This is a genomic window from Hymenobacter arizonensis, assembly GCF_900115775.1.
Lineage (GTDB): Bacteria > Bacteroidota > Bacteroidia > Cytophagales > Hymenobacteraceae > Hymenobacter > Hymenobacter arizonensis.
Map to the genome: position 1 here is coordinate 524,707 of NZ_FOXS01000001.1, position 26,268 is coordinate 550,974.

The following is a 26,268-nucleotide window of genomic DNA, read 5'->3' on the forward strand; positions in this document are numbered from 1 at the left end:
ATTAGCTCTTCACTCTCAAAACGTTGTGGTGATGGTATTGGAAATATAAATCGCAGCGAAGCCCTGATTTACGCTTTGGAAACTTTAGCAGCCGCGGCGGCACCGTCGTAAGCCCATTTGATGTAGATGGAACCCCAGGTGAAGCCGCCGCCAAAGGCCGCCAGCACCAGGTTGTCGCCTCGGTGCAGCTGGCGCTCGTAGTCGGCCAGGCACAGCGGAATAGTGGCGTTGGTGGTGTTGCCGTAGCGGTGAATGTTCAGCATTACCTTCTCAGGGCCCACGCCCATGCGGTTGGCGGTGGCATCAATGATGCGCTTGTTGGCTTGGTGGGGCACCAGCCAGGCCACATCGTCCTTGCTCAGGGAGTTGCGTTCCATTACCTGGGCGGCCACGTCGGCCATGCTCTTCACGGCAAACTTAAACACCGTGGCGCCTTCCTGATAGATGTAGTGCTCCTTGTTATCGACGGTGGCGTGCGAAGGGGGGCGGCGGCTGCCACCGGCTTTCTGGTGCAGGTAGGCTTCACCGCTGCCATCGGTGCGCAGCACCTGGTCGAGCAGGCCAAAACCGTCGGTGTTGGGTTCGAGGAGTACGGCGGCGGCGCCATCGCCAAACAAGATGCAGTTGGCGCGGTCGGTGTAGTCGACAATGGACGACATTTTGTCGGCGCCCACCACAATCACCTTCTTATAAGTGCCCGCTTGGATAAACTGCGCCCCCGTGGCCAGCGAAAACAGAAAGCTGGAACAGGCCGCGTTCACGTCGTAGCTGAAGGCGCGGGTAATACCTACGCCGTTGGAAATGATGTTGGCCGTGGCCGGAAACAAAACATCGGGGGTGGTAGTGGCACAAATGAGCAGGTCAATTTCTTCCGGGTTGGTGCCGGTTTTATCGAGCAGTTGCTGCACTGCTTTGATGCCCATAACCGAAGCGCCCTGGTTTTCTCCTTTCAGAATGCGGCGCTCCTGAATACCAGTGCGGGACATAATCCACTCATCCGTCGTATCGACCAGCTTTTCAAGCTCGGCATTGGTGAGCACATATTCGGGCACGTAAGCACCCACGCCGGTGATGGCAGCAGTAATCTTCATACAGGCAAAAGTAGGCGGGGCAAGCGAGAAAAAGGGAATCGGAGCCTAAAATGTACAATCAGTTGGCTCCCAGATAAACGAAGGCAACCCATTTAAACTTTAAAAAAAATCCGGCCGAAGCCGGAGGTTTTTTCATAGCCAAGGGCAGGGTTTAACTCTTAAAAGTAGCCTTAATTTGTTCGACAATGCCAGAGTTGGCCATGTTGAACCCCTGCACCAGCATGTTGGCAATGGCCAGGGGCGTGCTACGTCCGTGGCCAATAATGGCGTTGTCGTTGATGCCCAGAATGGGAGAGCCGCCTACCGCCTCGTAATTGAATTTGTCGAAAAAGGGGTCGTGAATCTGTTTCTCGTCCATCATTTCGTAGATGGATTCGGCCATTTTCAGCAAGATATTGCCCGTGAAGCCGTCGCAGACCACGACATCGGCCTTGTCGTTGAACATGTCGCGTCCTTCGATGTTGCCGATAAAATGAACGTGAGGGTTCACTTTTAGCAGCTGGTGAGCCGCTTGCGTGAGGGGAGTGCCCTTGCCCTCTTCCTCGCCTAGGTTCACTAGGCCCACTTTGGGTTGGGCAATACCCAGCACGTACTGGGCGTATAAAGAGCCCAGTTCGCCGAACTGTTCCAACATCTCGGGCTTGCACTCGGCGTTGGCGCCCACGTCGAGCAGAATGCCGAATTTGTCTTTGAGCTTCGGAACGAAGTTGGCAATGGCCGGGCGAATCACGCCGGGCACGGCCTTCACCGTGAGCATGGCACCCACGAGCATGGCACCCGTGTTGCCCGCCGAGCAAAACGCTTCAACTTCGCCCTTCAGGAGCAGCTTGTAGCCCACGGCAATGCTGGAGTCCTGCTTTTGCTGGAAAGCTTTGGCAGGGTGCTCGGCCATGTCGATGACCTGCGAGGCAGGAACAAACTCTATGGCATCGGCTGCGGCGCCAGCGGCTTGCAACAAGGGCCTTACGGCGTCTTCCTGACCAATTAGGACGATGGTGGCCTGGCCGGCTAGTTGTTCGGCTGCCAGCAGGGCACCCGCCACGGCGGCTTTGGGGGCGAAATCGCCGCCCATTGCGTCGAGGGCTATTTTCATGTAAGAGGTGTTTGGGGAGGTCAGGAGAAAGGGTAGTAACTACAAGTCCGGCCCCGCTGGCTTAAAAAAGGAGCGAAGCCGGACCGTAAGGTACCGCGAAATAACAACCTGACGCGCTATTCGTCGTCGCCGGTGGTGTCGGCTGCAGGGGCCGAGCTCACCTTCGAGTAATTTTTGATGGCCAGCTGGCCGTTGTGGTACAAGTCGCCGTCAACTACATAGGCCTTGTGGCGCAGGTGCAGCTCGCCCGTGTTGGGGCACAAGGTCACAGCCTTAGGAGTCAACTTGTAGTGGGTGCGACGCTTGTCGCGAACGGCGGAAGAGGTGCGGCGCTTAGGATGAGCCATGGTTTTGTTGAATTAGGGGAATTGAAGTTTCGTTGAACGAGTGGAAGCGACTCGGGGCGCTTAGTTGAGGTTGCGCAGCGCGGCCCAACGCGGGTCGGCCGGCTCGTCGTCATCGGGCTCATCATCGGCAGGACGGGTGCTGAAGATGAGTTTGGTGGGAGCGTCAGGGTTTTCGTCGGCTTCGTTCTGGAAGCGCGGGTGCAGCTTCTTCATGGGCAGCGCGAGGCCAATGTAGTCGTACAGGTGCTGTGCGAGGGGCAAGGCCTGGGTCTCGGGCACAATTTGCAGCACGTTGTCGTCCAGCTCCTTGTTTTCGTCGCCGAAGCGCACCAGCAGCTGCTCTTCAATGTCCAGCGGCTGGTCGAACTCGTCGAGGCTGCGGTCACAAATCAGGCGCACGTCGCCGGTGATATGAAAATTCAACGTTAGCAGCCGCTCGGTCTTAATTAATTCGACGTCAGCATGCAGTTTGCCTTGCTCAACCAAGGGTTGGTCGAATAAGGCAAAAAAGTCGGGACCCAATTCAAACTCAAAGTGATGCGTTTTCAGCGCCAGTTTGGCTAAATTGATGTCGTATTGGCTTTCTTTTTTCACGGTCGGCTGAATAGCAGGGGGCAAAAGTAATGAAATTCTGGCTTTTTGCCAAAGATTAAGGCCAACTTTCTTAGCAGTTTCAGCCCGAAATGGGTTGTGTTAGCGTTGATGGTCAGCCGGTATTTGGCAAATCGCAGGTCTTCTATACGTGTCCTGCACGAGATTAGTGCCCCTGGGGTGCAGCCGTTCTCAGCGCGCGGAGCGGGGCTAGGCGTCTTCCCAACGCTGCTGCCACACCTTGCAGGCCAAGTATACCGCTGCCCGAAACGACGACTCTTCGGCTTTGAACTGCCCGGCTAGCCCGTAGGCAGTCCCGTGGTCGGGGGAGGTACGTACTACTGGCAGGCCAGCCGTGAAATTCACACCCTGCTCGAAGGCCATGAGCTTGAAGGGTATCAGGCCCTGGTCGTGGTAGAGGGCCAGGGTAGCGTCGAACTGCCGGAATTGCTGGGTGCCGAAGTAACCATCGGCGGGGAAGGGACCAAACACCAGGTGGCCATCTTGCGCAAACTGCTGAATAACGGGCGAAACCAAGTCGCGTTCTTCACTGCCTAGCAGGCCGTTTTCGCCCGCGTGGGGATTTAGGCCGAGCACGGCTATTCGGGGGCGAAGAATGCCAAAGTCCTGCTTGAGAGACTTCAGTAGCAGCGTGATTTTGGTGCGCAGCAGCTCCGCGGTGAGGCGCGAGGGCACGTCTTTGAGCGGCATATGGCCCGTGACGGTGGCAATGCGCAAACCGCTTTCGTCCACCAAGAACATCAGGCTCTCGGGGGCCTCGAAATAGCTAGTGAGAAACTCCGTGTGGCCGGGGTAGCGGAAGTCATCGGACTGGGTATTGTCCTTGCTAATGGGCGCAGTAACGATGGCGTCGAGCTTACCGGCTTTCAGGTCGCGGCTGGCAGCCAGCAGGCTTTCACGCGCGGCCTGGCCCGTTGCGGGCGAGGGCTGGCCGGGAGCGAGGGCAAAATCCTCCTCCCAACACGTGACGGCGTTGAGGCGGCCAGGGGCAATGTCGGCCGCGTCGCGCAGCTGCCGGAACATGAGCGGCTCGGCGTCGGGTGCAACCGGGAAGTCGTGGAAGAGGTCGGTGGCGGTGCCGTACACGACCGGCGTACAAATCTTCAGTAGCCGCTCATCGAGCAGCGTTTTGTAAATGACCTCAGGGCCGATGCCGGCAAGGTCGCCAACGGAAAAACCTAAGCGGGGGAGAGGTGGCAAGATGCGGATGGTTTGGAGTTAGGGTGAGCTGTTTGCCGGGCCGTTTCGGGCAGGCTGCTTTAGTAACCGGAAAGTGTGGCGTTGGTCGAAGCTACACTGGTACTTTATGTATCCTGCTGAGGAAAGGATAGTTAAGACAGCTTCGTTGTCAGAAATTTATACAAAAGACGTACGCCCACGCCGGTGCCGCCTTTGCCCCGGTAGCTTTCGGGAGCGGTGAGGTAAGCCGGGCCGGCGATGTCGAGGTGAATCCAGGGGTAACCCTCGGCGAAGCGCTCAAGGAACTTGGCGGCAGAAATCTGGCCAGCTTCGCCTTTGCCGAGGTTGCTGAGGTCGGCGATGTCGGACTTGATGTGGTCGGCGTATTCGTCCCAGAGGGGGAACTCCACGAGGCGTTCGTGCACACCGAAGCCAGCGGTGGCAAGCTCCTCTTTAGTGCTGGCATCGGCCGTGCCCATCACGGCAGAGGCTTCGGTGCCGATGGCCCGGACGGCGGCTCCGGTCAGGGTAGCGAGGTCGATAACCAGTTCCGGGTCGTACTTTTTGGCGAAGCTCAGGGCATCGGCCAGCAGCAAGCGGCCTTCGGCGTCGGTGTTTTTTACTTCCACCGTGAGGCCGCTGTGCATGGTGATGACGTCGCCGGGGGCGTAGGCGAGGCCGCCGGGGCGGTTGTCGGTGGCTGGCACTAGGCCGATGACGTGCAGCGGCACGTTGTTTTTGGCCAGGGCGAAAAGGGTGCCGGCCACGGCCGCGCCGCCGGCCATGTCGCACTTCATCATGTCCATGCTGTTGGGCGTGGGCTTGAGGCTGAGGCCGCCGGTGTCGAACACCACGCCCTTGCCCACCAGCACGTAAGGCTTGGCGTTTTGAGCGCCTTCGGGCTTCCATTCCAGAATGCTGAACGTGGGCGGCTCGGGCGAGCCCAGGTTCACCGCCAGTAAGCCGCCCATGCGGAGGGCTTCGATTTTGGGCAGGTCGAGGATGTCGGTGGTGAAGCCGGCCTCATCGCCGGCGGTGGCGATGCTCTCGGCCAGCTGAATGGCGTTGAGCTTGTTGAGTGGAGCGTTTACCAGGTTACGGGCCAGGAATACGCCTTGTAGGAGGCCGTCGAGCTCAGCTACTGTCTCTGAGGTCGCGGCGTCGCCTACTACCGAAACTTTGGTGAGGGTGGCGGGCTTGCGCGATTTTTCGTCGGTTTTATAGCCTTCAAACTGGTAGGCCGTCAGGGCCAGGCCTTCGGTGAGGACTAAGGCAGCGTTGGGCGTTTCGCTCAGGTTATGAATGAAAACCTCGGCAATCTTTTCTTTTTTCAGCTGGCCGTGCAGGGTATGGCCGCTGCGGCGCAGGGCCTCGGCTACTTGCTCAGCGGTTGGCTTTTTGGCGAGCACCACAAAAAAGTGATGGTGCGTGAAATGATTGAGGTGGATGAGCTTCTGGTCGTCGGCCAGAGCGGTGGTTACGTACTGCTGAGCTTCGGCTGAGAGGTCGCCGACAGCCCCGGTGGGCAGGGCAGTAGTGCCGTTCGACAGGATGAACACCTGTGTGGATTGGGCCGGCGCGGCGGCCACGTGGGCAAGGGCTAAGGACATGAGCGGGAGTGAAGGCCGTAGATTTGAGTCCGCAAGGTACAGTTTAGGTGGTGAGGTTTTTGACGAATCGCAAAAGGAGCGTCATGCTCATCGGGCGTCCGCGCAGCCGAAGCATCCCTCCTGCGGAAGTAAATCGTGCTGATGTAACGAAGCGGTAGGAGGCTTGGATTTGCCGACCACCGGTTCGACAGGCTCAGCACGACTTTCTATCAACCCTACACGTAACACTTCTGTGAATACCGTCCGCCCCAAAAAACACCTCGGCCAACACTTTCTGGCTGACCCCAACATTGCCCGTAACATCGTGGCTGCCTTGCAGCTGCCCGACGACGTAAGAGAGGTGCTCGAGATTGGGCCGGGCATGGGCGTGCTCACGCAATACCTGCTTCAAAACCCGGCCTACCAAACCAGTGTGGTAGAAATCGACACTGAGTCGGTGGCCTACCTAAAAGCCCATTACCCGGCGTTGGAAAACCGTATTTACGCTACTGACTTTCTACGGCAAGACCTGAGCACTATGTTTCCGGGTCAGCCGCTGGCCATCATCGGCAACTTTCCTTATAACATCAGCAGCCAGATTTTTTTCCAGGTGCTGGCCAATCGGCAGCAGGTGCGCGAGGTAGTGGGCATGATTCAGAAGGAGGTGGCGCAACGCCTGGCCGAGCCGCCCGGCTCCAAGACCTATGGCATTCTGAGCGTGTTGCTGCAAGCGTATTATAAGATTGAGTACTTGTTTACGGTGCCACCGCACGTGTTTGTGCCCCCGCCTAAGGTAGAGTCGGCGGTGGTGCGGCTCACTCGTAACGAAACGGTGGCGTTGGATTGCGATGAGAAGCTGTTTTTCCGGGTAGTGAAGCAGGCCTTCCAAACCCGACGCAAGACCCTACGCAACGCCCTGAAGCCGTTTGGCCTGCCGGCCGAGGCTACTACCGATGCCATTTTCGAGAAGCGGGCAGAGCAGCTAGGCGTGGCTGACTTTGTGGGCCTGACGCAACGCGTGGCGCAGCACAACGCCGGTGCCAGTGCGGCTTTGCCTGACCTCGATTTGAGTGACCTTGTTGAGTAAGGCAGCAGATATTAGTTCTGGCGTGGGCCTCACCCCCCGGCCCCCCTCCCGCGGAGAGGGGGGCGCCGAGCGAATCATGCCAGGTGACGCCGTGGCTCCCCCTTTCCACCAGAGAGGGGGCCGGGGGGGAGGCGCCCATATGAGCGGTGAACTACCACCATTGTACTGTATAGAACAACCATTTAAATCTTTATGAACCCCGCTGAACCCCTTGCCACAGGCGGCGTATGCCTTGTAATAGATGAAATGCACGCTTCGCTCGAAGCCATGCTACAAGCCATTGGGGTTAAAATAGACTATTGCCCACATCTTACCGCTGCAGAAGTGCCTGCGGCGCTGGCCGCTTATCCTTACGAAGGCCTGATGGTGCGCAGCAAGCTGCGCATCACCGCCGACTTGTTAAGCCACGGGCCGCAGCTGCGTTACATAGCACGGGCCGGGGCCGGCGTCGACAACATCGACGAACCGGCGCTGGCCGCAGCTGGCGTTACGCTGCTCAACGCGCCTGAGGGCAACCGCGATGCCGTGGGCGAGTATGCGATGGGCCTGCTGCTGGCGTTGCTTCGAAACATTGTGCCGGCCCACCAGGAGGTGCGGCAGGGCCAGTGGCGCCGGGAAGCCAACCGCGGGGAAGAAGTGGGCGGCAAAACCATCGGCTTGTTGGGATACGGGCACATGGGGCGGGCTTTTGCGCGCCGCCTTCGGGCTTTTGGCTGCACCGTGCTTGCCCATGACATCGACCCAGCCTGCCCGGCCGACGACTTTGCCACGTTGGTTAGCTTGGCGGAACTACAGGCCCGCGCCGAGGTGCTGAGCCTGCACATTCCCTACTCGGCAGCGAACCATCATTTCGTGAATGAGGCCCTGCTACAGGGCTTTCAACAGCCTTTCTGGTTGCTCAACACCGCACGGGGCGAGGTGCTGGACCACGCCGCCGCGGTGCAGACCCTGCAAGCCGGCAAGTTGCGGGGCGCCGCGCTCGATGTGCTGGAAAATGAAAAGCTTAGCACGCTCAGCGCAGACCAGCGGGCCCGGTTTGATTATTTGAGCACGGCGCCCAATGTGATACTCTCGCCCCACATCGGCGGCTGGACGCACCAGAGCTATGCCCGCATCAACGAAGTGCTGGTAAAGAAGATTGGGGCCTTTCTCTCCGACAACAAAACCGGAGCCGCAGGGAGCTAGTCCGTTTTTGCGTATCTTTGCAATGAACCTAAGGAGGGAGAACGGTTGGCAGTGCCAGCCGTTCTCCTTGCTTTTTAGCCAAACCCACCAGCCGCTACATCTTATGTCCACCATCAACTATTACACCCCCGAGGGCCTGCAAAAACTGAAGGATGAACTTCAGGACCTCAAGGTCCGCGGCCGGGCCAAAGCTGCCGAAGACTTGCGCGAAGCCCGCGACAAAGGCGACCTGAGCGAGAACGCCGAATACGACGCCGCCAAGGACGCCCAAGGCCTGCTAGAGCTCAAAATCTCCAAACTCGAAGAAGTAGTGGGCAACGCCCGCGTCATCGACGAAACCAATATGGATTTCAGTAAGGTGCTCATCATGAGTAAGGTGAAATTAAAGAACCTGAAGAATAACATGGTGCTCGACTACACTCTGGTGGCTGAAGAGGAGGCCAACCTAGCCGCCGGCAAAATCTCGGTGAAGTCGCCCATCGGCAAAGGTCTGTTGGGTAAATCGGCCGGCGACACGGCCGAAATCATCGTGCCGGCCGGCAAGCTGCAGTTTGAAATTCTGGAAATCACCCGGTAAAAAGTTTAAGCTGTTAGCTCTTGGCTGATAGCTGTTAGCCGCAAACGTCCGGCGGATGTTTGCGGCTTTTTTATGCCCGCTACGTACTGGCAGGCCGTGCATCTCAGAAAAAGCGTGCAGCTTGCAAACAGAATTTCCACAAAAAGCTAACAGCCATAAGCTAATAGCTAACAGCCAATAAAAATGCCTTCTATCTTCTCCCGCATCGTTTCCGGCGAGCTGCCGGCCTACAAAGTAGCCGAAGACGGCCGCCACCTAGCTTTTCTCGACATTACGCCGCTGGTGGAAGGCCACACGCTGGTGATTCCGAAGAAGGAGGTTGACTACATCTTTGATTTGCCGACGGATGAGCTAGCGGCATTGCACGCGTTTTCGCAGCGCGTGGCCAAGGCGGTGCTGGCCGCGGTGCCGTGCAAGCGCATTGGCGTGGCCGTAATTGGGCTGGAAGTGCCGCACGCGCACATTCACCTTATTCCGATGAACAAGGTGTCGGACATGAACTTTGCCAACCCAAAAATCAAAGTGCCCGAGGCCCGTATGCAGGAGCTGGCTGAGGCAATTGCCGCTAAAGTGGAAGGGGGCAGCGGGCTCAGCGAAGCCAAAGCCAGCGCCGTCGGGGAAGCCGGTGCCGCTGTGCCGTCGGAACTGCAGCAGCAGGTGAAAGGCCTCGTTTTCATGAGCGAATCGGATGCGCCACTGGAGGCTGTAGCGTATGCCGCACCGGGCGGCGAACTTTCCGATGCCGCGCTGCTCAAGGCGCTAGGCGAGCCAGCCGACGGGCCGGTGGAGAAAGTGGAGCTCACGCAGTTTCTACGCAACCACACCGCCGACAACGGCGTGCTGGGCGACGTGAACCTGGCCAACCGCTATAAGGCGCTGCAGATGTTTATGAAGCAGGAGCTGGACGATACGCAGGTGTACCGGGTGGGCAAAGGCCCACAGGTGCAAGTCTACGCGCTGGGCCGCACGGCGGACGGCACCCTGGCCGGCTTCAAAACCGTGCTGACGGAAACCTAGGGTGCTTTCGCCTTCAGTAATTGGGCTCGGTCCGACGCCCTAGGCGTCCGACCGGTTGTTGATAGAGTTTTAAATAACAATTGCGCTGGCAACAACTGGTCGGACGCCTAGGGCGTCGGACTAGCAGGCGTACAAATACTCCGACAATGGCTTTGAGCGCCGACTAGTAATTGCAGCCGGGGAGATGGGTGCGTGCAACGTTTGAGGCAAGTCGGTGTAGATAGCGTGTTCTACCACTCGCTTAAACCCTGCCCATATGCGTCGTTTCCTACTAGCTGTCCTTTTCTTGTGCCAAACGGTTTCGGCTTGGGCACTAAAGCCAAGTAAGGAATGGATAGGCACCCCCGATGCCGTGGGGCTGCGCTACCAGACGGTATCGGTGACTACGCCCGACCAGGCGGCCTTGACCAGTTGGATAATTGAGCCGGAAGCCAACGTGCCCGACCAGCACACGACCATGGTGCTGGCCTATGGCGACTTCGGCAACATGTCCTACTACTTAACCCAGGCGAAGGCTTTAGCATCAGCGGGCTACCGGGTGTGGCTATTTGATTACCGCGGCTTTGGGCATAGCTCCGATTTTGTCATTGATGCCCAACGGTTGTATTATCAGGAATTTGTGGTGGACCTGGCGGCCGTGCTAGCCGACGCCCGGCGCCGCTTTCCCCGGAACCGGACGGGCATTATCGCCTTTTCCATGGGCACCATTATGGGGGCTGAAGTGGCAGCTACTGGCCGGCCCGATTTTTTTGTGGCCGAAGGTTACGTGGCGAGTCCCCAGCGGTTGGTAGAGTATCAACTGCAGAGCCGCCAAAAGGTGGTTACGCTGCCTGCCGAAGCTGCCACCTACGCCAATGCCGCGCCGCGCATCAAATGCCCGTGGTTGCTGATTGGCGGGACTGCAGACCTGAGCACACCGCTGGCCGATTCGGTGGCCGTGGTGCGAATGGCCCGGCGCCGACAGAAGCGGCAGGTGCTGACCTTTGAAGGTGGTCACATGCAGGGCATGCCTACCCTTACCCAAGCAGAATTCGGCGACAAATACGTGTGGGAAGTGACGCGGTTTCTGGCCCTCAAACGGAGTTAGCGGCCCGTTGAAGGCTATGGTGTTGGGATAGAAACTGCATTGGAGAGAAAGCGTGCAACCGTGGTCGGGAGTGGGCGGTCAAGGTGGAAAGCGGGTGGTTGCCCGTGGTTCACGTCTTTTCACCTATGAAAAAAATCTATGCGATGCTGCTGTTGGCGGTGAGCCTGAGCGCCTGCCAGCACCAGCCCCAACCTCTCGCCACCGACCAGGTGAATGTGCTGGTGGGCAATGCTGGCTACGTGGCTGCTACCGGCCACGAGCCTGAAATTGGCACCAACGACGATGCGCGGGTACAGGCTCACTTGGCCTATGCCGAGCGCACCCTGCGTCAGCAAACGCCCCGCTATCTGACTCCGGCGTTGGCCCGGCGCCGCGCGCACTTGCTCGACTTGCTGCACGGCTACTGGGTGGCCGGGGTGTTTCCGCGCAATCATGACTACCCCGGCGAGCGCCGCCCATGTTTCATTGACCGCGACGGCCGCCTGTGCGCCGTGGGATTTTTGGTGGCCGAAACCGCCGGCCGCCCCGTGGCGGAGGGCATCAACCACGCCCACCAGTACGATTTGATTGCCGACATGAAGGTACCGGCCCTGGCCGATTGGGTGGCCGCATCCGGCCTGAGCAAGGCAGAATGTGCCCTCATTCAGCCCACTTACGGCTCGCCTACCGCGCCGGTACTGACGCCCGTAGCAGTACCTACCGGCTATGCCGCGGGCTCGGCAGTGTGGGGCGGCATCAACGTAATGCTGGCTGCCGCCAACGCCAGCCAGTTTAACCAGCCAGGTGCCGGGCGCGGGGCCGCCTACGCTGGCGTGCTCAGCGGCACTGGTCAGGTCTTGCTGGGGGCGCTGCGTTTGCCCACCGACGAGCCCAGCCGGCCAAGCATCGGGTATGGCCCGCCGGTTGTAAAATCCTTTGCTGCAGAGCGAACAGTTTCTTTCCTGAACATTGGCGCTGGCACTGCCACCGTGGCCCTGAGCTTCTGGAACTTGCTACGCCACTGCACAGCTGAGCCGACGCGTATGGCCGTGGGCGTGGTGACGTATCCGGGCCAGGCCGGGGGCACTGGTCTGACGCTGACGCGGCGGTTTTAATTAGGCCTTTGTAGGAAGCCAATTGACTCAAATCCTGTTAAGCCAGGGCTTGAATTAGAGTGATTTTCATGTAAGTGTGAAGCGTGTTCAGTAGCGCGACCGTGCTGCACATCGACCTGAATCCGCTGTAATAGCTATAGTGGTGCTACGAACCCTGAGGGGTAAATCGTAGCACCACTACCTGTTTGGTACCGTACTCCAACGAGCGCTGATTCAGGTAGGAAAGGCCCGGCTATATTTGGGCGATGCCCGATGGCGGGGTGAATGCGCAGCTTGGGTTGTGTCTGGCTCCGCAATTACAATTGGCGTAGCCCTTTATAGACATCCAATGAGAGTACTGTTTGGCATTGTTCTGCTTATGTTTTTGTTGAGTTCCGGCCACGCCCAGCCCGCTTCGGGTACCACCAGCTTGTTTGACAGCGGCTGGCGCTTTCACCGCGGCGGCGCGCAGGGAGCAGAAAAACCGGAATTCAATGATAAGACTTGGCGAGCCATTGACCTGCCCCACGACTGGAGCATTGAGGACCTGCCCGGCACCGCCTCGCCCTTCAGCCCCGATGCCCCGAGCCAGGTGAGCGGCGGCTTCACTACGGGTGGCAGTGGCTGGTACCGCAAAACGTTTGAGCTGCCGGCGGGCGCGGCGGGCCAACGGGTGCAGCTGATGTTTGAGGGGGTGTATATGAACGCCGAAGTGTGGGTCAACGGGCAGTCATTGGGCCGGCACCCGTACGGCTACACCAGCTTTTGGCACGACGTGACAGACCTGGTTAAACCAACCGGGCCGAACGTAGTAGCAGTCGAAGTGCATAATCAGGGCGCAAATAGCCGCTGGTATTCCGGCTCGGGTATCTACCGGCACGTGTGGCTGAGTGTGCGCGCGCCGGTGCACGTGGCGCACCTACTTTACCACGCCGGAGGTGACGGCCGCCGCGGCGCAGGTGCGGGCCGTTACCACGCTCGCCAACAAAAGCGCCCAAGCCGCGGAGGTGACGCTCATAACCCGGATTCGCAATGCCAAGGGCCAGGAAGTGGCCAAAACCGAATCTAAACAAGCCGTTGCAGCGGGCGCTTCTGCCGATGTTAGTCAGGCGCTAACCATTAAGTCGCCGGAGCGTTGGTCAGTAGACCAGCCCCGGCTGTACACGGCCATCACGGAAGTGTATGAGCAGCAACGCCTGCTCGACCGCGTGGAAACGTCCTTTGGCGTGCGCACCATTTCGATGGATGCCCAGAACGGGTTTCGCCTGAATGGCCAGCCGTTGAAACTCAAAGGCGGCTGCATTCACCACGACCATGGCCCGCTCGGCGCCAAGTCCTTCGACCGGGCCGAGGAGCGCAAGGTGGAGCTGCTGAAAGCCAGCGGTTACAATGCCATTCGCTGCTCGCACAACCCGCCCGCGCCGGCGCTGCTGGCCGCCTGTGACCGGCTGGGCATGCTGGTCATCGACGAAGCTTTTGACATGTGGCGCGAAGCCAAAAACCCCTTCGACTACCACCTTTACTTCGACCGGTGGTGGCAGCACGACGTAGCCAGCATGGTGCGGCGCGACCGCAACCACCCATCTATCATCATGTGGAGCCTGGGCAATGAGATTCCCGAGCGCGGCTCACCGGCGGGGGTACAAACGGCCCGGCAGCTGGCTGATTACGTCCGCAAGCTGGACCCCACGCGGCCCATCACATCGGGGGTGAATGGTTTGAACCCCGACAAGGACCCCTATTTTGCCGTGCTCGATGTGTCGGGCTACAATTACGCGGCGGGCGGCGACCACCACCAGCCGGCCATCTACGCCCAAGACCATGCCCGACTGCCGCAGCGCGTGATGTACGGCGCGGAGTCGTACCCTCTGGAAGCGTTTGGCAGCTGGATGGACGTGGTGAACCACCCTTACGTGGTGGGCGACTTCGTGTGGACGGCCTTCGACTACATCGGGGAGGCCAGCATCGGCTGGCTAGGCTATTGGCAAAACCAGGGCTTTTTCCCTTGGAACCTGGCCTACTGCGGCGACCTGGACATTTGCGGCTGGAAACGGCCCCAATCGTACTACCGCGACGCGCTTTGGAAGCCTAACCAGGTATCGGTATTTGTGCAGCCGCCCACGCCGTCTTTTCCGCTGAACCCGGGCAAAGAGGAGTGGAGCAAGTGGGAATGGCACGACGTGCTGGCCGATTGGACGTGGCCGGGCCAGGAAAACAAGTCCCTGAATGTGGAGGTGTATTCGTCGTGCGAGCGGGTAGAACTGCTCCTGAACGGCCGCTCCCTGGGCAGCAAGCCTACGACCCGCGCTACCCGCTTTCAAGCCAATTGGGCGGTGCTGTACCAGGCCGGAGTGTTGCAGGCCGTGGGCTACAACGGCCGGAAAGAAGTAGGTACTGCTGAATTACGCTCGGCCGAGGCGCCAGCCCGGTTCCGGCTGACGCCGGACCGCGGCACCATCCGGGCCAACGGCCAGGACCTAAGCTATGTAACCGTAGAAGTGCTGGACCAGAAAGGCATCCGCAATCCCAAAGCAGAGGTGCCGCTGCAGTTTGCGCTCACCGGACCGGGCACCATTGTGGGTGTGGGCAATGCCAACCCCATCAGCCTAGAAAGCTACCAGCGGCCCGAGCGCACCACCTGGCAGGGGCGGTGCATGGTGATTATAAAGGGTGGCCAAGAGGCGGGGAAGGTGACGCTGCGGGCCACTGCGGCGGGGCTGCCGGGAGCGGATGTTGAGATAACCGTCCAATAATAATTGCTGGATACTGCTGTAGAAGCACCCAAGCTTAAAAAAGAACGTCATGCTGAGCGGAGCCGAAGCATCTCGCTCGCATCGTTCAACGATTGAGTTACTACTGCACGCGAGATGCTTCGGCTCCGCTCAGCATGACGTTCTTTTTGCGCTTGAGTGCTTTTGACGAAGTACTTACTACGATACCTAGCGTTGGCCAGCATCCACCAGCTTCTGCAGGCGGGCTTGGCTCTCTTGCGGCAGGGCACTGAGTAAGTCTAAGCCCGTGGCCGCTTCAATCTTATCAACTGTAGTCAGGTATTTGCGCCAGTCGGCCTCCACGCTGTTGTCGTTGGGCGTGTCGATGGCCAGCACGCGCACGTTGGGGTTGGTGCTGATGCGCTGGAGGTCGTTGGTGCCTTCGGGGATAATAACCATGACTTTCCAGATGCGGGCAGGCACCGTTACGCGGCCTTGGTCAAGGGTTTGGGCGAAGCCGTTGGTGCCGGTGCCACCGCGGCCGTAGCTGCCCATGATGATGTAGATTTCCTGGCCGCGCTGCACTTGGGCGCGGCCGTACTCTTCGAGCTGCGCCCAGGTTTGCTGGTTGTTGCGCGGGGCCTGGGGCACCATGTTGGTCATGAGGAAAGTGGCCGAGTTGGCGTCGAGGTCGGCGGTGCGGTCGCCGCTGGGGCAGTTGTGGCCTTTGTCGAAGCCGGAGCGGCTGTAGCTGGCGGGCGATACTTGGTAGAACTGCCGGGGCAGGGCGGCATCGGCCCGAAAATCGTTTTGGCGGGGGGCCTTGCCAATGTCGCCGCGGCCGAGGTGCCAGCTGACCCAGGTGGGAATGCCGCGCGTGGCGTGGTAGCCCAGGGTGAACGCAGGGTGGACCAGCAGGTAGTTAGAGGCGTTGGTGGGGTCGGACGTGGCGCCGCTGGGGTTGCCGAGGGCGAGGTTATCGGTGGAAGTGCTGGGGGCCTGGGTGCCAGCAGTTGGTGCCGGGCGGGTGGCTGTTGGCGGAGAAGTGGGGCGGGGGCTTGCAGGGCTAGAAGCTTGCGGCTGGTTACGGTTTTCGAAGTAGCCGCCGGTGGCACCGGCGTTAGCTGCCGTGGCCGGGCCGTTAGCTGCCTCCAGTTTGATGTCGTCGATGTTTAGGCGGGCATTCTGGCCGCTGGTTTTGCGGATTTCGAGGCGAATGGGTTGGTTGGCTACGCCTTCGAAGACGTGAGGCTTTAGCTCGGGGCCGCGGGTTTCGATGCGTTGGCCGGTTTGCACGTAGCTGCGGCCACCGTCCCGGCTCAGCCACAACTCCCAGGTGCTGGGGCCGTCTTGCCCATAAGCCGCCGCGCTGATGGTGATGCGCTGCACGCCGGCAGGTACGTCAAAATTCATGCGGATGCGGCCCAGGTTGTGCAGGCGGGCGGCGCGCTCGCCGTTTTTGTGGTCCTGCGGGCTACTGCCAATTAGGGCTTCTGCAAACTGCCAGGGGCCAGTGGCCAGGGGTTCTTCGGCTTCCGCGTAAGCACCCTTACGGCCAGCCTCGAAGGTTTCGGGAAATGGCGCCGCACTCTTTTGCAGCACGGCCTGCTTGGTGGCAGGCACCTGGGCGGTGGAATTATCGGCCGATTGTTGAGAACAAGCCCACATGGCCAGGGGCAAAAGCAAAAGAGGAGCACGCATAACCGCGAAAGTAGGGAATGAACCTGGCACTGGCCGGCGCAAAAAAAGTCCTCCGGTGGGTACCGGAGGACTAACCTAATCGAATTAGGAAATGCTTGGTGATGCGGGCAGTTCAGAAAGTAAGTTTCCTGCCAGACGTCCAGCTACCCCATAGCGGTTTGCTACGAGCTGCACGAAAGGGTGGCGCAGCCGGGCATATCCCAGGCCCACTCGGGGCGCTTGGCGGCGAACTCTTCGTGCTCGGGCTGCTCATCAAACGGCGATTTCAGTACCTCCATCAGCGTGTGCAGGTAGGTGAGGTCGCCTTTTTCCGCAGCTTCAATGGCTTTCTGGGCAATGTAATTGCGGAGGACGTACTTGGGGTTGGCGCGCAGCATACCGGCTTTAATCGTGTCAGGGCTAGCGGGTTCTTGCCGCAGGCGCACCAGGTAGTGGCCCAGCCACTTGAGCAGCGGCGCGTGCGTGGGGCTGGGCAGCGGAACGTAGGTAGCCGCAGCCAGCAGTTCATTAAATCGGTCAGCCTCGGCCTCGGGGGAGGCTAGTAGCTCGGGAGCCAGGTGCGAAAGCTGACGGAAGAAGATGGTCATGTCCACCTCAGATTCGGCCAGGGCCTCCAGCAGCCCGCCGGTCAGGTGCGCGTCTTCCTCGGGGTGAAGGGCCGTGAGGCCTAGCTTCTTCATCAGAATCTGTTGCCGGGTGCTTTCGAAGGTAGTCGTGTACACGTCCAGGCCTGGCCGCATTTTCTCCACGTCGCCCACCAGTAGGCCCAGCGCCTCGGCCAGCCGAGCCAGGTTCCAGAGAGCTATCTGCGGCTGCTGGCCGAAGGCATAGCGACGCGAACCAAAATCGGTGGTATTCGGGGTCCAGTCGAGGTCGTAGGGTTCGAGCCAGCCGTAGGGGCCATAATCGATGGTGAGGCCGAGGATGGACATGTTATCGGTGTTCATCACACCGTGCACAAAGCCCACCGTCATCCAGTGCGCCACCATCACGGCCGTGCGCAGGCAGATTTCCTCGTACCACTTCACGTACACTTCCGGCGAGGGCGGGCCCAGCTCCGGGTAGTGATGCAGAATAACGTAGTCGGCCAGGGCGCGCAGGTTGTCGAGCTCACCGGCGGCGGCCATCATCTGAAAGTTGCCGAAACGGATAAACGTAGGGGCCACGCGGGCCACAATGGCGCCAGGCTCGGGCTTGGCGTTGCCGTTGTAAAACATGTCGCGCACCACCATGTCGCCAGTGGCCACCAGGCTTAGGGCACGCGTTGTGGGCACGCCTAGGTAGTGCATGGCCTCGCTGCACACAAATTCCCGTAGCGAAGACCGCAGCACGGCGCGGCCATCGGCGCGGCGTGAGTAAGGCGTGGGGCCGGCGCCTTTAAGTTGGATTTCCCAGGTGCTGCCGTCGGTAGCGGTCAGCTCGCCCAAGGAGATGGCGCGGCCGTCGCCCAATTGCCCGGCCCAATTGCCAAACTGGTGGCCGGCGTAGCGGGCGGCGAAGGGTTTCATGCTCTCCGTGACCAGGTTGCCGGCTAGGGCGTCTATGGTGGGGCCGCGCTCGGCGGGCTTTTCCAGGCCCAGGAATTTGCCCAGGTCATCGGCCCAGGCAAGCAGGTGCGGGTCGCGCACGGGGGTGGGGTTGATGCGGGAATACGTGTAGCCGCGCACCTGCCGGGGGCGGGCGTCGGGCGCAATTTCGCCGCGCAGTTCGTCAACCAGGCTGTTCTTAAATTCGGCTTCGTGGAGTTGCTGGGTAGGCATCGGGAGTACAGGCTTAAAATAAAGGCAGCGGCCGAAATAGCCGCTGCCTAAAGTGCAAACGATAATTGGGGACGCAAGTTCTAGCCGAGCTTAACAGCATTGGCCGTGCCTTGGTTACGGTATGCACTCACGCGCAGGGCTGCTAAAGCAGCGAAGCCTTGAGCATGGGAAAGCGCCGCTGGTGCCAGTAGGGGTACACGGGCGGCGTGTCGCTGGCCGCGTCGAGGCGGGCCACTTGAGCCGGCGTGAGGTTCCAGCCCACGGCGCCCAGGTTTTGGCGAAGCTGAGTTTCGTTGCGGGCCCCAAAAACGAGGCTAGTGACGGTGGGGCGCTGCAGCAGCCAGTTCAGGGCTACCTGCGCCACGGTTTTCTCGGTTTCAATGGCCAGCTCATCGAGCACGTCCACGATGCCGAAAAGGTATTCGTCGGGCACATCGGGGCCCTGGCCGCCGCCTTGCTGGAGGCGGCTTTCGGGCGGAGCGGGCTGGCCCCGGCGAATCTTGCCACTGAGGCGCCCACTGGCGAGAGGGCTCCAGATAATGGCGCCCACGCCCTGGTCCTGGCCCAGGGGCATCAACTCCCATTCGTATTCACGGTTGATGAGGGAGTAGTACACCTGGTGGCCCACGTAGCGGGACCAGCCGTGGCGCTCCGACACCGAAAGCGACTTCATCAGGTGCCAGCCCGAGAAGTTGGAGCAGGCTATGTAGCGCACTTTCCCGCTCTGAATCAGGTCGTCGAGGGCACGTAGAGCTTCCTCAACGGGCGTGCGGGCATCGAACCCGTGCAGGTGATAAATATCGATGTGGTCGGTGCCGAGGCGTCGCAGGCTGTCGTCGCAGGCCTTGAGCAGGTGTTGGCGGGAAGAGCCAAAATCGTTGGGGCCGTCACCCATCGGGAAGGTGGCTTTCGTGGAGAGCAGCACATCGTGGCGGCGCCCGGCCAGGGCCTTGCCCAGGATTTCTTCGGCAATGCCGGTGGAGTACACGTTGGCCGTGTCAAAGAGGTTGACTCCGGCTTCGAGGCAGATGTCAATCAGCCGGCTGGCTTCGGCCACGTCGGTGCTGCCCCAGGCTTTGAAGAATTCATCGCCGCCGCCAAACGTGGCGGTACCGAAGCTCAGGACGGGGATTTGAAGGCCGGAGGCGCCTAGTTGTCTGTATTCCATGAGGAAGAAGATGGGAGAATTAGGGGTGGTATAGTTTGAATAAAAAGGCCCGCCAACTGAGTCGGCGGGCCTGTAGGTTGCTACTCAGAGCCAACGCTTTATTCCCGAATGGAAGTGTGGCCATCCATGGAATGCTGCAGTTTCAAATCCTCTTTCGGCTGTTTTTTGAAAAAGGAATCGGCTTGGTCGCCAGCCGGGCCTTTGGCGATGGTAATGCCGCCATCGACCATATACAGCGCACCCGTCACGTAGGAAGCTTCGTCCGAAGCCAGGAACAAGTACACGTTGGCTACTTCCTCGGGGGTGCCGCGGCGGCCAGTGAGCACGGCCTGGTTGTTGGTTTTTTCCATCTTGGCGTCCATGGGTCCGGTTTCCTTGTGCGTCCAGGCCGTGTCGATGGGGCCGGGGCCGACCACGTTGCAGCGCACCCCAAACGCCGCCTGTTCGGCAGCCAAGCCTTTGGTGAAAGCAATGTTGAAGGCCTTAGTGCCGCCGTAGGGTGTGTTTTGCGGAATGCCCAGCACGCCCGCTTCCGAGCCGGCCGTCACGATGTTGCCGTGCGTTTTCTGCAGCTCGGGTAGCGCGGCCTTCGACATGAGGAAGGTCGTTTTGGTGTTGTGGCGAATCATGTAGTCGAACGCCTCTTCCGAATAGTCGGTGAGGTAGTTGGTTTCGATGAACACGCCCGCGTTGTTGATGAGGATGTCGAGCTTGCCGAACTCGTCCACGGCCAGCTTCACGCATTCCTGCGCCAGCTTCCAGCTCGACAAGTCGCCCAGATAGCCCACGGCTTGGCCGCCGCTGGCCTTGATTTCGTCGACTACCTCGCGCACCGGGTCGTCGGGCAGGCCGGCCACCACCACGGCGGCCCCTTCTAAAGCGAATCTTTTACTAATAGCTTCGCCAATTCCGGCGGCGCCGCCCGTGATAATGGCGACTTTGCCTTGCAGTCTGGTTCCCATAATTTAAGTGTAGATAGAGTGAAAAGGAGGAGCGTTGGTGTACGCGCCGATACCGCTGGAGTTCTTAAAAAGTCTCCTCGCCTGATGCCGCGAAGATTTTTTTAAGAACTCAACAGGCGTTTAAGCCTGCCGGTCGCCGCCCGTAAAGTCTAGCATCCAGCCGGGGTATTCCGGGGCCAGCTGGCTCGCATCGGCAAGCTCTTGCAGCTCTTCGGGGGTAAACTGCACGTCGACGGCTTTCAGGTTGTCGTCGAGCTGGTCGAGCTTCTTGGCGCCGATAATGACGCTGCTAACCACGGGCTGGTGCAGGAGCCAGGCCAGGGCCAGCGCAGCTACCGACGAGCCTTTGGCTTCGGCCATGGGGCGCAGCTTGTCGATGATGTCAAAAGCCAGGTCTTTGTTGAGGGGCGGGAAGTCGAAGCCGGTGCGGCGGGAGTCTTCGTTGCCCTGGTTTTCGCGGGTAAACTTGCCGCTTAGGAAGCCGCCGGCCAGGGGGCTCCACACCATGAGGCCCACTTTCTGGTCGAGCAGCAGAGGCACCAGCTCGCGCTCCAGGTCGCGGCCCGCAATGGTGTAGTAGGCTTGCAGCGACACAAATTTGGCCAGGTGCTCATACCGGGAAATGTCCAGCGCCTTCATCAGCTGCCAGGCCGCCAAGTTGCTGGCTCCAATGTAGCGCACCTTGCCGCTGCGCACCAAGTCATCGAGGGCCCGCAGTGTTTCGTCCAGCGGCGTGAGCGGGTCGTAGCTGTGAATTTGGTAGAGGTCGATGTAGTCGGTGTTCAGGCGCTTCAGGCTGGCCTCCGCCTGCGCCATGATGTGCTTGCGCGTTAGGCCCGCATCGTTGGGGCCTTCGCCCATTTTGCCGCGCACTTTGGTGGCCAGCACCAGGTCGTCGCGGCTCACGCCCAAGTTGCGGATAGATTGGCCGGTAAGCTCTTCAGAAAGGCCCTCGGAGTAGGCGTTGGCTGTGTCGATAAAGTTGATGCCCGCGTCGAGGGCGCGTTTCATGATTTCATCAACGGCAGGCTGGTCGAGGTTGCCGATGGCAGCCGCCCAGCCGGTACCGCCAAAGGTCATGGTGCCAAGGCAAAGCTCCGACACTTTGAGGCCGGTTTGGCCCAGAAGGTTGTATTTCATAGGGAAAGGAAAGGATGTTCGCGGGGTACAACCGAAGCCGCACGGGATTGTTGGTGCTGGGCAGCCCCGTAAATTCCTTTCCCTTTGAACAGCAAGCCGCTTGTCGTTTTCCAGCCACTGGCTTCCATTTCTTTATCCTCTCAATGCATCAGTTCGGTGCCGTGGCAAACTAACCTAGAAATAACACGCTTTTAGTGGGCGCGAAACCTAGTCCGGTATGCTTCGCTAGCAGTTTGGGTTGGCAAAACCGCTACAGTACTGCTGCCCCGTTGGCCTTCAGCACCGCGTGCAAAAACATAACCTGGTAGGGCAGGGCATTCTGCCAGTACTCCCAGGTGTGCGCGCCGGGCCGCTCGGTGTAGTCGTGCGGGGTGTGGTTGTAAAGCAAGCGCCGGTGCACTTCGCGGTTGATTTCGATGAGGCCATCATCAATGCCGCAGTCGATGATGAGCGGCAGGCCGTTGCGCTGCATCTGGTCGACCAGATTAACTACGGAGTTGGCGGCGAAGCGCTCGGGGTTGGCGGTTTCGGCGCCGAGCACAGGCGCCCAAAGCTGGGCGCGCTGGGCGGCGGCTTCGGGCGTGAGCTTGCGGTTGAAGCTCTGTAAATCCAACGCGCCACTCATGCTGCCGGCGGCGCTATACAGCTCAGGGTGGCGGGCCGAAAGGTAGAGGGCCCCGTGCCCGCCCATCGACAGGCCCGTAATCACGCGGCCCTTGCGGTCGCGGATAGTGCGGTAGCTCTGGTCAATTTTTGGAATGACTTCCTTGGTCAGGTGGGTTTCGAACTGGCTGCCGGGGTTCACCGGGCTGTCGAGGTAGAAGGCAAAAGTCTCGCCTTCGGGCAGCACAATAATGATGTTGTATTGGTCGGCCAGACGATGCACCAGCAACTTATCGGGAGTGCTTTTCAGCCAGTCGCCAAAGTGGCCGTAGGCGCCGTGCAGCAGGTAAAGCACGGGGTAATTGGCTTTCTTGTTTTTGGCGTAGGAAGCGGGCGTAACCACGGCGGCGCGGTAGGTCTTGTTCATGGCCGCGCTGGGGATGGCCAGGGTATCTACTTTGGCGGCTGAAGCAACTGAAGTAGCAGCGAAGAAGAGAAGCGCGAGGAGTAAAATACGTGGCATAGCGAATGGCAGGCTTTGAAAGACAATGAGATTGTGTAGAGCCAGGAAATTGTTAAGGTAAACTTTGTAAAGAGCAGCCACGGGGAAAAGTAGCGCGGACTCTGTAGTCCGCGTCCCCGAGCCGTGCGCAAATCGTTGATACGGCGCGGGGACGCGGACTACAGAGTCCGCGCTACTTTCTAGCAGCTATTGAATAAACACCGGCCGAATCAGGTTCTCAAAGGTGAAAATCTCATCCCACTTGTCCTGGGTTAGTAGCTGACGTTCGGTCACGGCGATGTCGTGCACAGACTTGCCCGTCTTCAGGGCTTCCTTGGCAATTTCGGCCGAGGCCTCGTAGCCGATAACGGGGTTGAGCTGCGTGACGATGCCGATGCTGTTGCGCACCAGGGCTTCGGCGTGGGCCACGTTGGCGGTGATGCCGACCACGCACTTCTCGTTGAGGGTGCGGCAGGCGTTGGTCATGTAGGAAATGGAAGTGAACAGCGCGAAGGAAATCACTGGCTCCATCACGTTGAGCTGGAGCTGGCCGCCCTCGGCTGCCATGGTCACGGTGAGGTCGGCGCCGATGACGTAGAAGGCTGTCTGGTTCACTACTTCGGGCACCACGGGGTTCACTTTGCCGGGCATGATGCTGGAGCCGGGCTGCAGCGGCGGCAGGTTGATTTCATTGAAGCCGCAGCGCGGGCCGGAGGAGAGCAGGCGCAGGTCGTTGCAGATTTTGGAGAGCTTCACGGCCGTGCGCTTGAGCACGCCGGAGAGCTGCACGTAAGCGCCGGTATCGTAGGTGGCTTCGAACAGGTCACCCGCCAGGCTCAGGTTGAGGCCCGTGATGGTGCGCAGGTAATCGGTCACGAGTTCGGGGTAGCCGTCGGGCGAGTTGACGCGGGTGCCGATGGCGGTGGCGCCCATGTTAATTTCGTTGATGAGGCTGCGCGAGTCGTCAATGCGGAGCAGCTCTTCGCGCAGGTTGGTGGCGAAGGCCCGGAACTCGTCGCCCATGCTCATGGGCACGGCGTCCTGGAGCTGGGTGCGGCCCATTTTGAGCACGTTCTGGAACTCATCGCCCTTGTGGGCAAAGGCGTCGGCCAGGTTGCCTAGGGTTTCGCGGTAGCCGACCAACTTGTTATTGAGCGCGATGCGGAAAGCGGTGGGGTAGGCGTCGTTGGTGCTTTGCGAGCAGTTGACGTGGTTGTTGGGGTGGCAGTATTGGTACTCGCCTTTAGCATGGCCCATGATTTCGAGGGCCACGTTGGCGATGACTTCGTTGGCGTTCATGTTCACCGACGTGCCCGCGCCCCCCTGAATCATGTCGGTCAGGAATTGGTTGTTGAACTCCCCGGCTGCTACCCGGTCACAGGCCGCCGCAATGGCCTCGGCAATGGTGGGCTCGAGTACGCCCAGGTCACGGTTGGCCAGGGCCGCGCCTTTCTTCACGAAGGCCAGCGCCTGCACAAACAGCGGCTCTGTGTTGATGGGAATGCCGGTGATGGAGAAGTTCTCCAGAGCCCGCAGCGTCTGAATGCCGTAGTAGGCGGTGTCGGGGAGGATGCGTTCGCCGAGAAAGTCGTGTTCGATGCGGGAATTATTCATGGAAATAGGGCGGGTGGGATGGATGAGGTAATACGAAATTGGATAGGCTTCGGGGCAAACCTACGGCTCAGGTCTGCAACGTATCCGGTTTGCGGTGTTCCTTTGGGGCCGGTTGGGTTAGCAGAGTATTTTATTACAGAACGCCAGGCCACGCGCAGTACAGTTTATAGTATCGCAGCACGTCATGCAGAGCGCAGCGAAGCATCTCGCGTGGGGCAGTAATAAATAGCATTGCAACGGTGCGAGCGAGATGCTTCGACAAGCTCAGCATGACGTGCTGCGATTACGCGCGTGCTGCGATAATATGACCTTTCTGTAACCGCAGTTTCCCTTATTCTTCCTTCATGAAATTTCGTTACCTGCCCTTGCTGGCCCTAACTGTGGCCAGCTGCTCGCAAGCCGACAAGTCTGCCTCCACCGGCGCCGAAGCAGGCGACAGGCGCTTCGATGCCTTTAAAGGCCAATTCATCGAAGCCCTGTGGAAGCACAACCCCGACGCGGCCATGTACGCGGGCTACCACAAATACGACTCCTTGCTGGTGATTCCCGATGCGGCCCGACGCCAGCAGGATGCCGCCTTTAACCGGCAGTACCTGGCTGCAATGAGCAAGTTTTCGCTCGACAGCCTTTCGCCCAACAATCAGATTGACCTGCGCCTGCTGCGCAACGAACTGCGCGCCAGCCTCTGGTACGCCGACACCTTCAAAAACTGGCAGTGGAACCCCGCTAGCTACAACCTGGGAGCCTCGGTAGGCGACTTGCTCAACGGCCGGCACTTTCGCCTCGACCGCCGCCTGCGCAACATCTCTGACAAAATCAGCAACGCTCCGGCCTACTACGCCGCCGCCCGTGCCAACATCAACAACCCCACCCGCGAGCACACCGAGCTGGCCATGAAGCAAAACGCCGGCGGCCTCGCCGTGTTCGGTGCCGCGCTGGCAGATTCCGTTCGCAAATCCGGCCTGACAGAGCAGGAAAAGAAAACCCTCACCGAGCGCATTGCCAGCACCCGCCAAGCCGTGCAAGGCTACATAGCTTTCCTGAAAAACGACGTGCTGCCAGCGGGCAAGTTCCGCTCGTTCCGCATAGGCCGGGAGCTGTACAACCAGAAGTTTGCCTACGACATTCAGGCGCATTCCACGGCCGATGAAATCTACCAGGAAGCGGTGAAGCACAAGGCCGAGCTGCTGCACGACATGGGTCGCCGCGCAGCCCGCCTGTACCCGAAGTACTTCCCCGGCCAAAAAGCCCCCGCCGACTCCCTGGCCCTGATTACGGCCGTGGTGAACCAGCTGACGCTGAAGCACGCCCCGCGCGAAGGATTTGTGGACGCGGTGAAGCGCCAGATTCCCACGCTGGTGGCTTTTGTAAACGATAAGAAGCTCCTCACGCAGGACCCCAGCCAGCCGCTGGTGGTGCGCGAAACCCCGCTCTACATGCGCGGCAGCGGCGCGGGTGCCAGCGTCTCGGCGCCCGGCCCTTATGACAAAGGCGCCGACACCTACTACAACGTGGAGCCCATCCCCGCCGAGTGGACCGCCGCCCAGGCCGAAAGCTACCTGCGCGAATACAACGACTACACCCTGCAAATCCTCAACATCCACGAAGCCATTCCCGGCCACTACACCCAGTTGGTGTACGCCAACCGCTCGCCCTCGCTCGTGAAAAGCATTTTCGGCAACGGCGCCATGATTGAGGGCTGGGCCGTGTACGCCGAGCGCATGATGCTGGAAAACGGCTACGGCAACAACTCCGACGAAATGTGGCTGCTGTGGGACAAATGGAACATGCGCGTGACGCTCAATACCGTCATCGACCACATGATTCAGGTAGACAATGCCAGCGAAAACGAGGTGGTGACCCTACTGCGCCGTGACGGCTTCCAGGAGGAAGCCGAAGCCCGTGGAAAGTGGCTGCGCGCCACCCTTAGCCAGGTGCAGCTGAGCAGCTATTTCACGGGCTACACCGAAATCTACGCCCTGCGCGAAGAGCTAAAGCAGAAGCAAGGCAAGGACTTCGACCTGAAGTCGTTCCACGAAAAATTCCTCAGCTACGGCAGTGCGCCGGTCAAGTACATCCGCGAGTTGATGCTGCCCCAGTAACGTCTTTGTAACTGGATAATCCGTAAGCCAAAGTATTTATTCAGAAAGCGGCAACGTAAACGGGCCAA

22 protein-coding genes are annotated in these 26,268 nt (G+C 59.9%); 9 read left to right on the forward strand and 13 right to left on the reverse strand.

Annotated features, from left to right (window positions below):
- Positions 1-68: 68 nt before the first annotated feature.
- From BMZ66_RS02225 to BMZ66_RS02250, 6 genes are all read right to left on the reverse strand, one after another.
- Positions 69-1,091: a beta-ketoacyl-ACP synthase III gene (locus tag BMZ66_RS02225; RefSeq protein WP_092668515.1), complete on the reverse strand. Its 1,023-nt coding sequence runs from the start codon at positions 1,089-1,091 to the stop codon at positions 69-71.
- A gap of 151 nt (positions 1,092-1,242) precedes the next feature.
- Positions 1,243-2,184 (reverse strand): phosphate acyltransferase PlsX, encoded by a 942-nt coding sequence (plsX, locus tag BMZ66_RS02230; RefSeq protein ID WP_092668517.1) that lies wholly within the window; start codon positions 2,182-2,184, stop codon positions 1,243-1,245.
- Positions 2,185-2,300: 116 nt separating this feature from the next.
- Positions 2,301-2,531, reverse strand: a complete 231-nt coding sequence (rpmF, locus tag BMZ66_RS02235) for a 50S ribosomal protein L32 (protein ID WP_092668519.1) — start codon at positions 2,529-2,531, stop codon at positions 2,301-2,303.
- A 60-nt stretch (positions 2,532-2,591) separates the two neighbouring features.
- Positions 2,592-3,125 carry a YceD family protein gene (locus BMZ66_RS02240; protein WP_092670208.1) on the reverse strand — a complete coding sequence of 178 codons (534 nt, stop codon included), beginning with the start codon at positions 3,123-3,125 and terminating at the stop codon, positions 2,592-2,594.
- A gap of 207 nt (positions 3,126-3,332) precedes the next feature.
- Positions 3,333-4,343, reverse strand: a complete 1,011-nt coding sequence (gene pdxA / locus BMZ66_RS02245) for a 4-hydroxythreonine-4-phosphate dehydrogenase PdxA (protein WP_092668521.1) — start codon at positions 4,341-4,343, stop codon at positions 3,333-3,335.
- A 131-nt stretch (positions 4,344-4,474) separates the two neighbouring features.
- Complete coding sequence (locus BMZ66_RS02250) at positions 4,475-5,932, reverse strand: leucyl aminopeptidase family protein (protein WP_092668523.1); 1,458 nt, start codon at positions 5,930-5,932, stop codon at positions 4,475-4,477.
- 232 nt (positions 5,933-6,164) lie between these two features.
- On the opposite strand from BMZ66_RS02250, the gene rsmA reads away from it, so the two are divergent.
- The 8 genes from rsmA (at position 6,165) to BMZ66_RS02285 (ending at position 14,690) form a co-directional block, all read left to right on the forward strand.
- Positions 6,165-6,998 carry a 16S rRNA (adenine(1518)-N(6)/adenine(1519)-N(6))-dimethyltransferase RsmA gene (gene rsmA, locus BMZ66_RS02255; protein ID WP_092668525.1) on the forward strand — a complete coding sequence of 278 codons (834 nt, stop codon included), beginning with the start codon at positions 6,165-6,167 and terminating at the stop codon, positions 6,996-6,998.
- Between the two features lie 192 nt (positions 6,999-7,190).
- The gene (locus BMZ66_RS02260; protein ID WP_092668527.1) at positions 7,191-8,183 is read left to right on the forward strand and encodes an NAD(P)-dependent oxidoreductase; all 993 of its coding nucleotides are present in this window, start codon (positions 7,191-7,193) and stop codon (positions 8,181-8,183) included.
- Positions 8,184-8,286: 103 nt separating this feature from the next.
- Positions 8,287-8,760, forward strand: a complete 474-nt coding sequence (greA, locus tag BMZ66_RS02265) for a transcription elongation factor GreA (RefSeq protein ID WP_092668529.1) — start codon at positions 8,287-8,289, stop codon at positions 8,758-8,760.
- Positions 8,761-8,943: 183 nt separating this feature from the next.
- A complete protein-coding gene (locus BMZ66_RS26385; protein ID WP_177204560.1) occupies positions 8,944-9,777 on the forward strand; it encodes a nuclease A inhibitor family protein in 834 nt (277 codons plus the stop codon).
- A gap of 256 nt (positions 9,778-10,033) precedes the next feature.
- Positions 10,034-10,864 carry an alpha/beta hydrolase family protein gene (locus BMZ66_RS02275; protein ID WP_092668531.1) on the forward strand — a complete coding sequence of 277 codons (831 nt, stop codon included), beginning with the start codon at positions 10,034-10,036 and terminating at the stop codon, positions 10,862-10,864.
- A 125-nt stretch (positions 10,865-10,989) separates the two neighbouring features.
- Positions 10,990-11,958 carry a hypothetical protein gene (locus tag BMZ66_RS02280; RefSeq protein ID WP_092668533.1) on the forward strand — a complete coding sequence of 323 codons (969 nt, stop codon included), beginning with the start codon at positions 10,990-10,992 and terminating at the stop codon, positions 11,956-11,958.
- Positions 11,959-12,286: 328 nt separating this feature from the next.
- Entirely contained in the window at positions 12,287-13,006 is a 720-nt protein-coding gene (locus BMZ66_RS25940) for a sugar-binding domain-containing protein (RefSeq protein WP_234794945.1), read from the forward strand.
- Positions 12,897-14,690: a glycoside hydrolase family 2 TIM barrel-domain containing protein gene (locus tag BMZ66_RS02285; RefSeq protein WP_234794993.1), complete on the forward strand. Its 1,794-nt coding sequence runs from the start codon at positions 12,897-12,899 to the stop codon at positions 14,688-14,690. The genes BMZ66_RS25940 and BMZ66_RS02285 overlap by 110 nt, the downstream gene beginning before the upstream one ends.
- A 186-nt stretch (positions 14,691-14,876) precedes the next feature.
- Here the strand turns inward: BMZ66_RS02285 and BMZ66_RS02290 are convergent, their stop codons facing one another.
- From BMZ66_RS02290 to aspA, 7 genes are all read right to left on the reverse strand, one after another.
- Positions 14,877-16,349: a DNA/RNA non-specific endonuclease gene (locus BMZ66_RS02290; RefSeq protein ID WP_234794946.1), complete on the reverse strand. Its 1,473-nt coding sequence runs from the start codon at positions 16,347-16,349 to the stop codon at positions 14,877-14,879.
- A gap of 161 nt (positions 16,350-16,510) precedes the next feature.
- Positions 16,511-18,109 (reverse strand): protein adenylyltransferase SelO, encoded by a 1,599-nt coding sequence (locus BMZ66_RS02295; RefSeq protein ID WP_092668535.1) that lies wholly within the window; start codon positions 18,107-18,109, stop codon positions 16,511-16,513.
- Positions 18,110-18,251: 142 nt separating this feature from the next.
- A complete protein-coding gene (locus BMZ66_RS02300) occupies positions 18,252-19,277 on the reverse strand; it encodes an aldo/keto reductase (RefSeq protein WP_092668537.1) in 1,026 nt (341 codons plus the stop codon).
- Between the two features lie 98 nt (positions 19,278-19,375).
- Entirely contained in the window at positions 19,376-20,239 is an 864-nt protein-coding gene (locus BMZ66_RS02305; protein WP_092668539.1) for an SDR family NAD(P)-dependent oxidoreductase, read from the reverse strand.
- A 120-nt stretch (positions 20,240-20,359) separates the two neighbouring features.
- Positions 20,360-21,379 carry an aldo/keto reductase gene (locus BMZ66_RS02310; RefSeq protein ID WP_092668541.1) on the reverse strand — a complete coding sequence of 340 codons (1,020 nt, stop codon included), beginning with the start codon at positions 21,377-21,379 and terminating at the stop codon, positions 20,360-20,362.
- A 250-nt stretch (positions 21,380-21,629) separates the two neighbouring features.
- Positions 21,630-22,505 carry an alpha/beta hydrolase gene (locus BMZ66_RS02315; protein ID WP_092670212.1) on the reverse strand — a complete coding sequence of 292 codons (876 nt, stop codon included), beginning with the start codon at positions 22,503-22,505 and terminating at the stop codon, positions 21,630-21,632.
- A 186-nt stretch (positions 22,506-22,691) separates the two neighbouring features.
- Entirely contained in the window at positions 22,692-24,098 is a 1,407-nt protein-coding gene (gene aspA / locus BMZ66_RS02320) for an aspartate ammonia-lyase (RefSeq protein WP_092668543.1), read from the reverse strand.
- A gap of 344 nt (positions 24,099-24,442) precedes the next feature.
- Here aspA and BMZ66_RS02325 point away from each other — a divergent pair, with 344 nt between their 5' ends.
- On the forward strand, positions 24,443-26,200 hold the full coding sequence (locus BMZ66_RS02325; RefSeq protein WP_092668545.1) for a DUF885 domain-containing protein: 1,758 nt from the start codon (positions 24,443-24,445) through the stop codon (positions 26,198-26,200).
- The last annotated feature ends 68 nt before the right edge of the window (positions 26,201-26,268 follow it).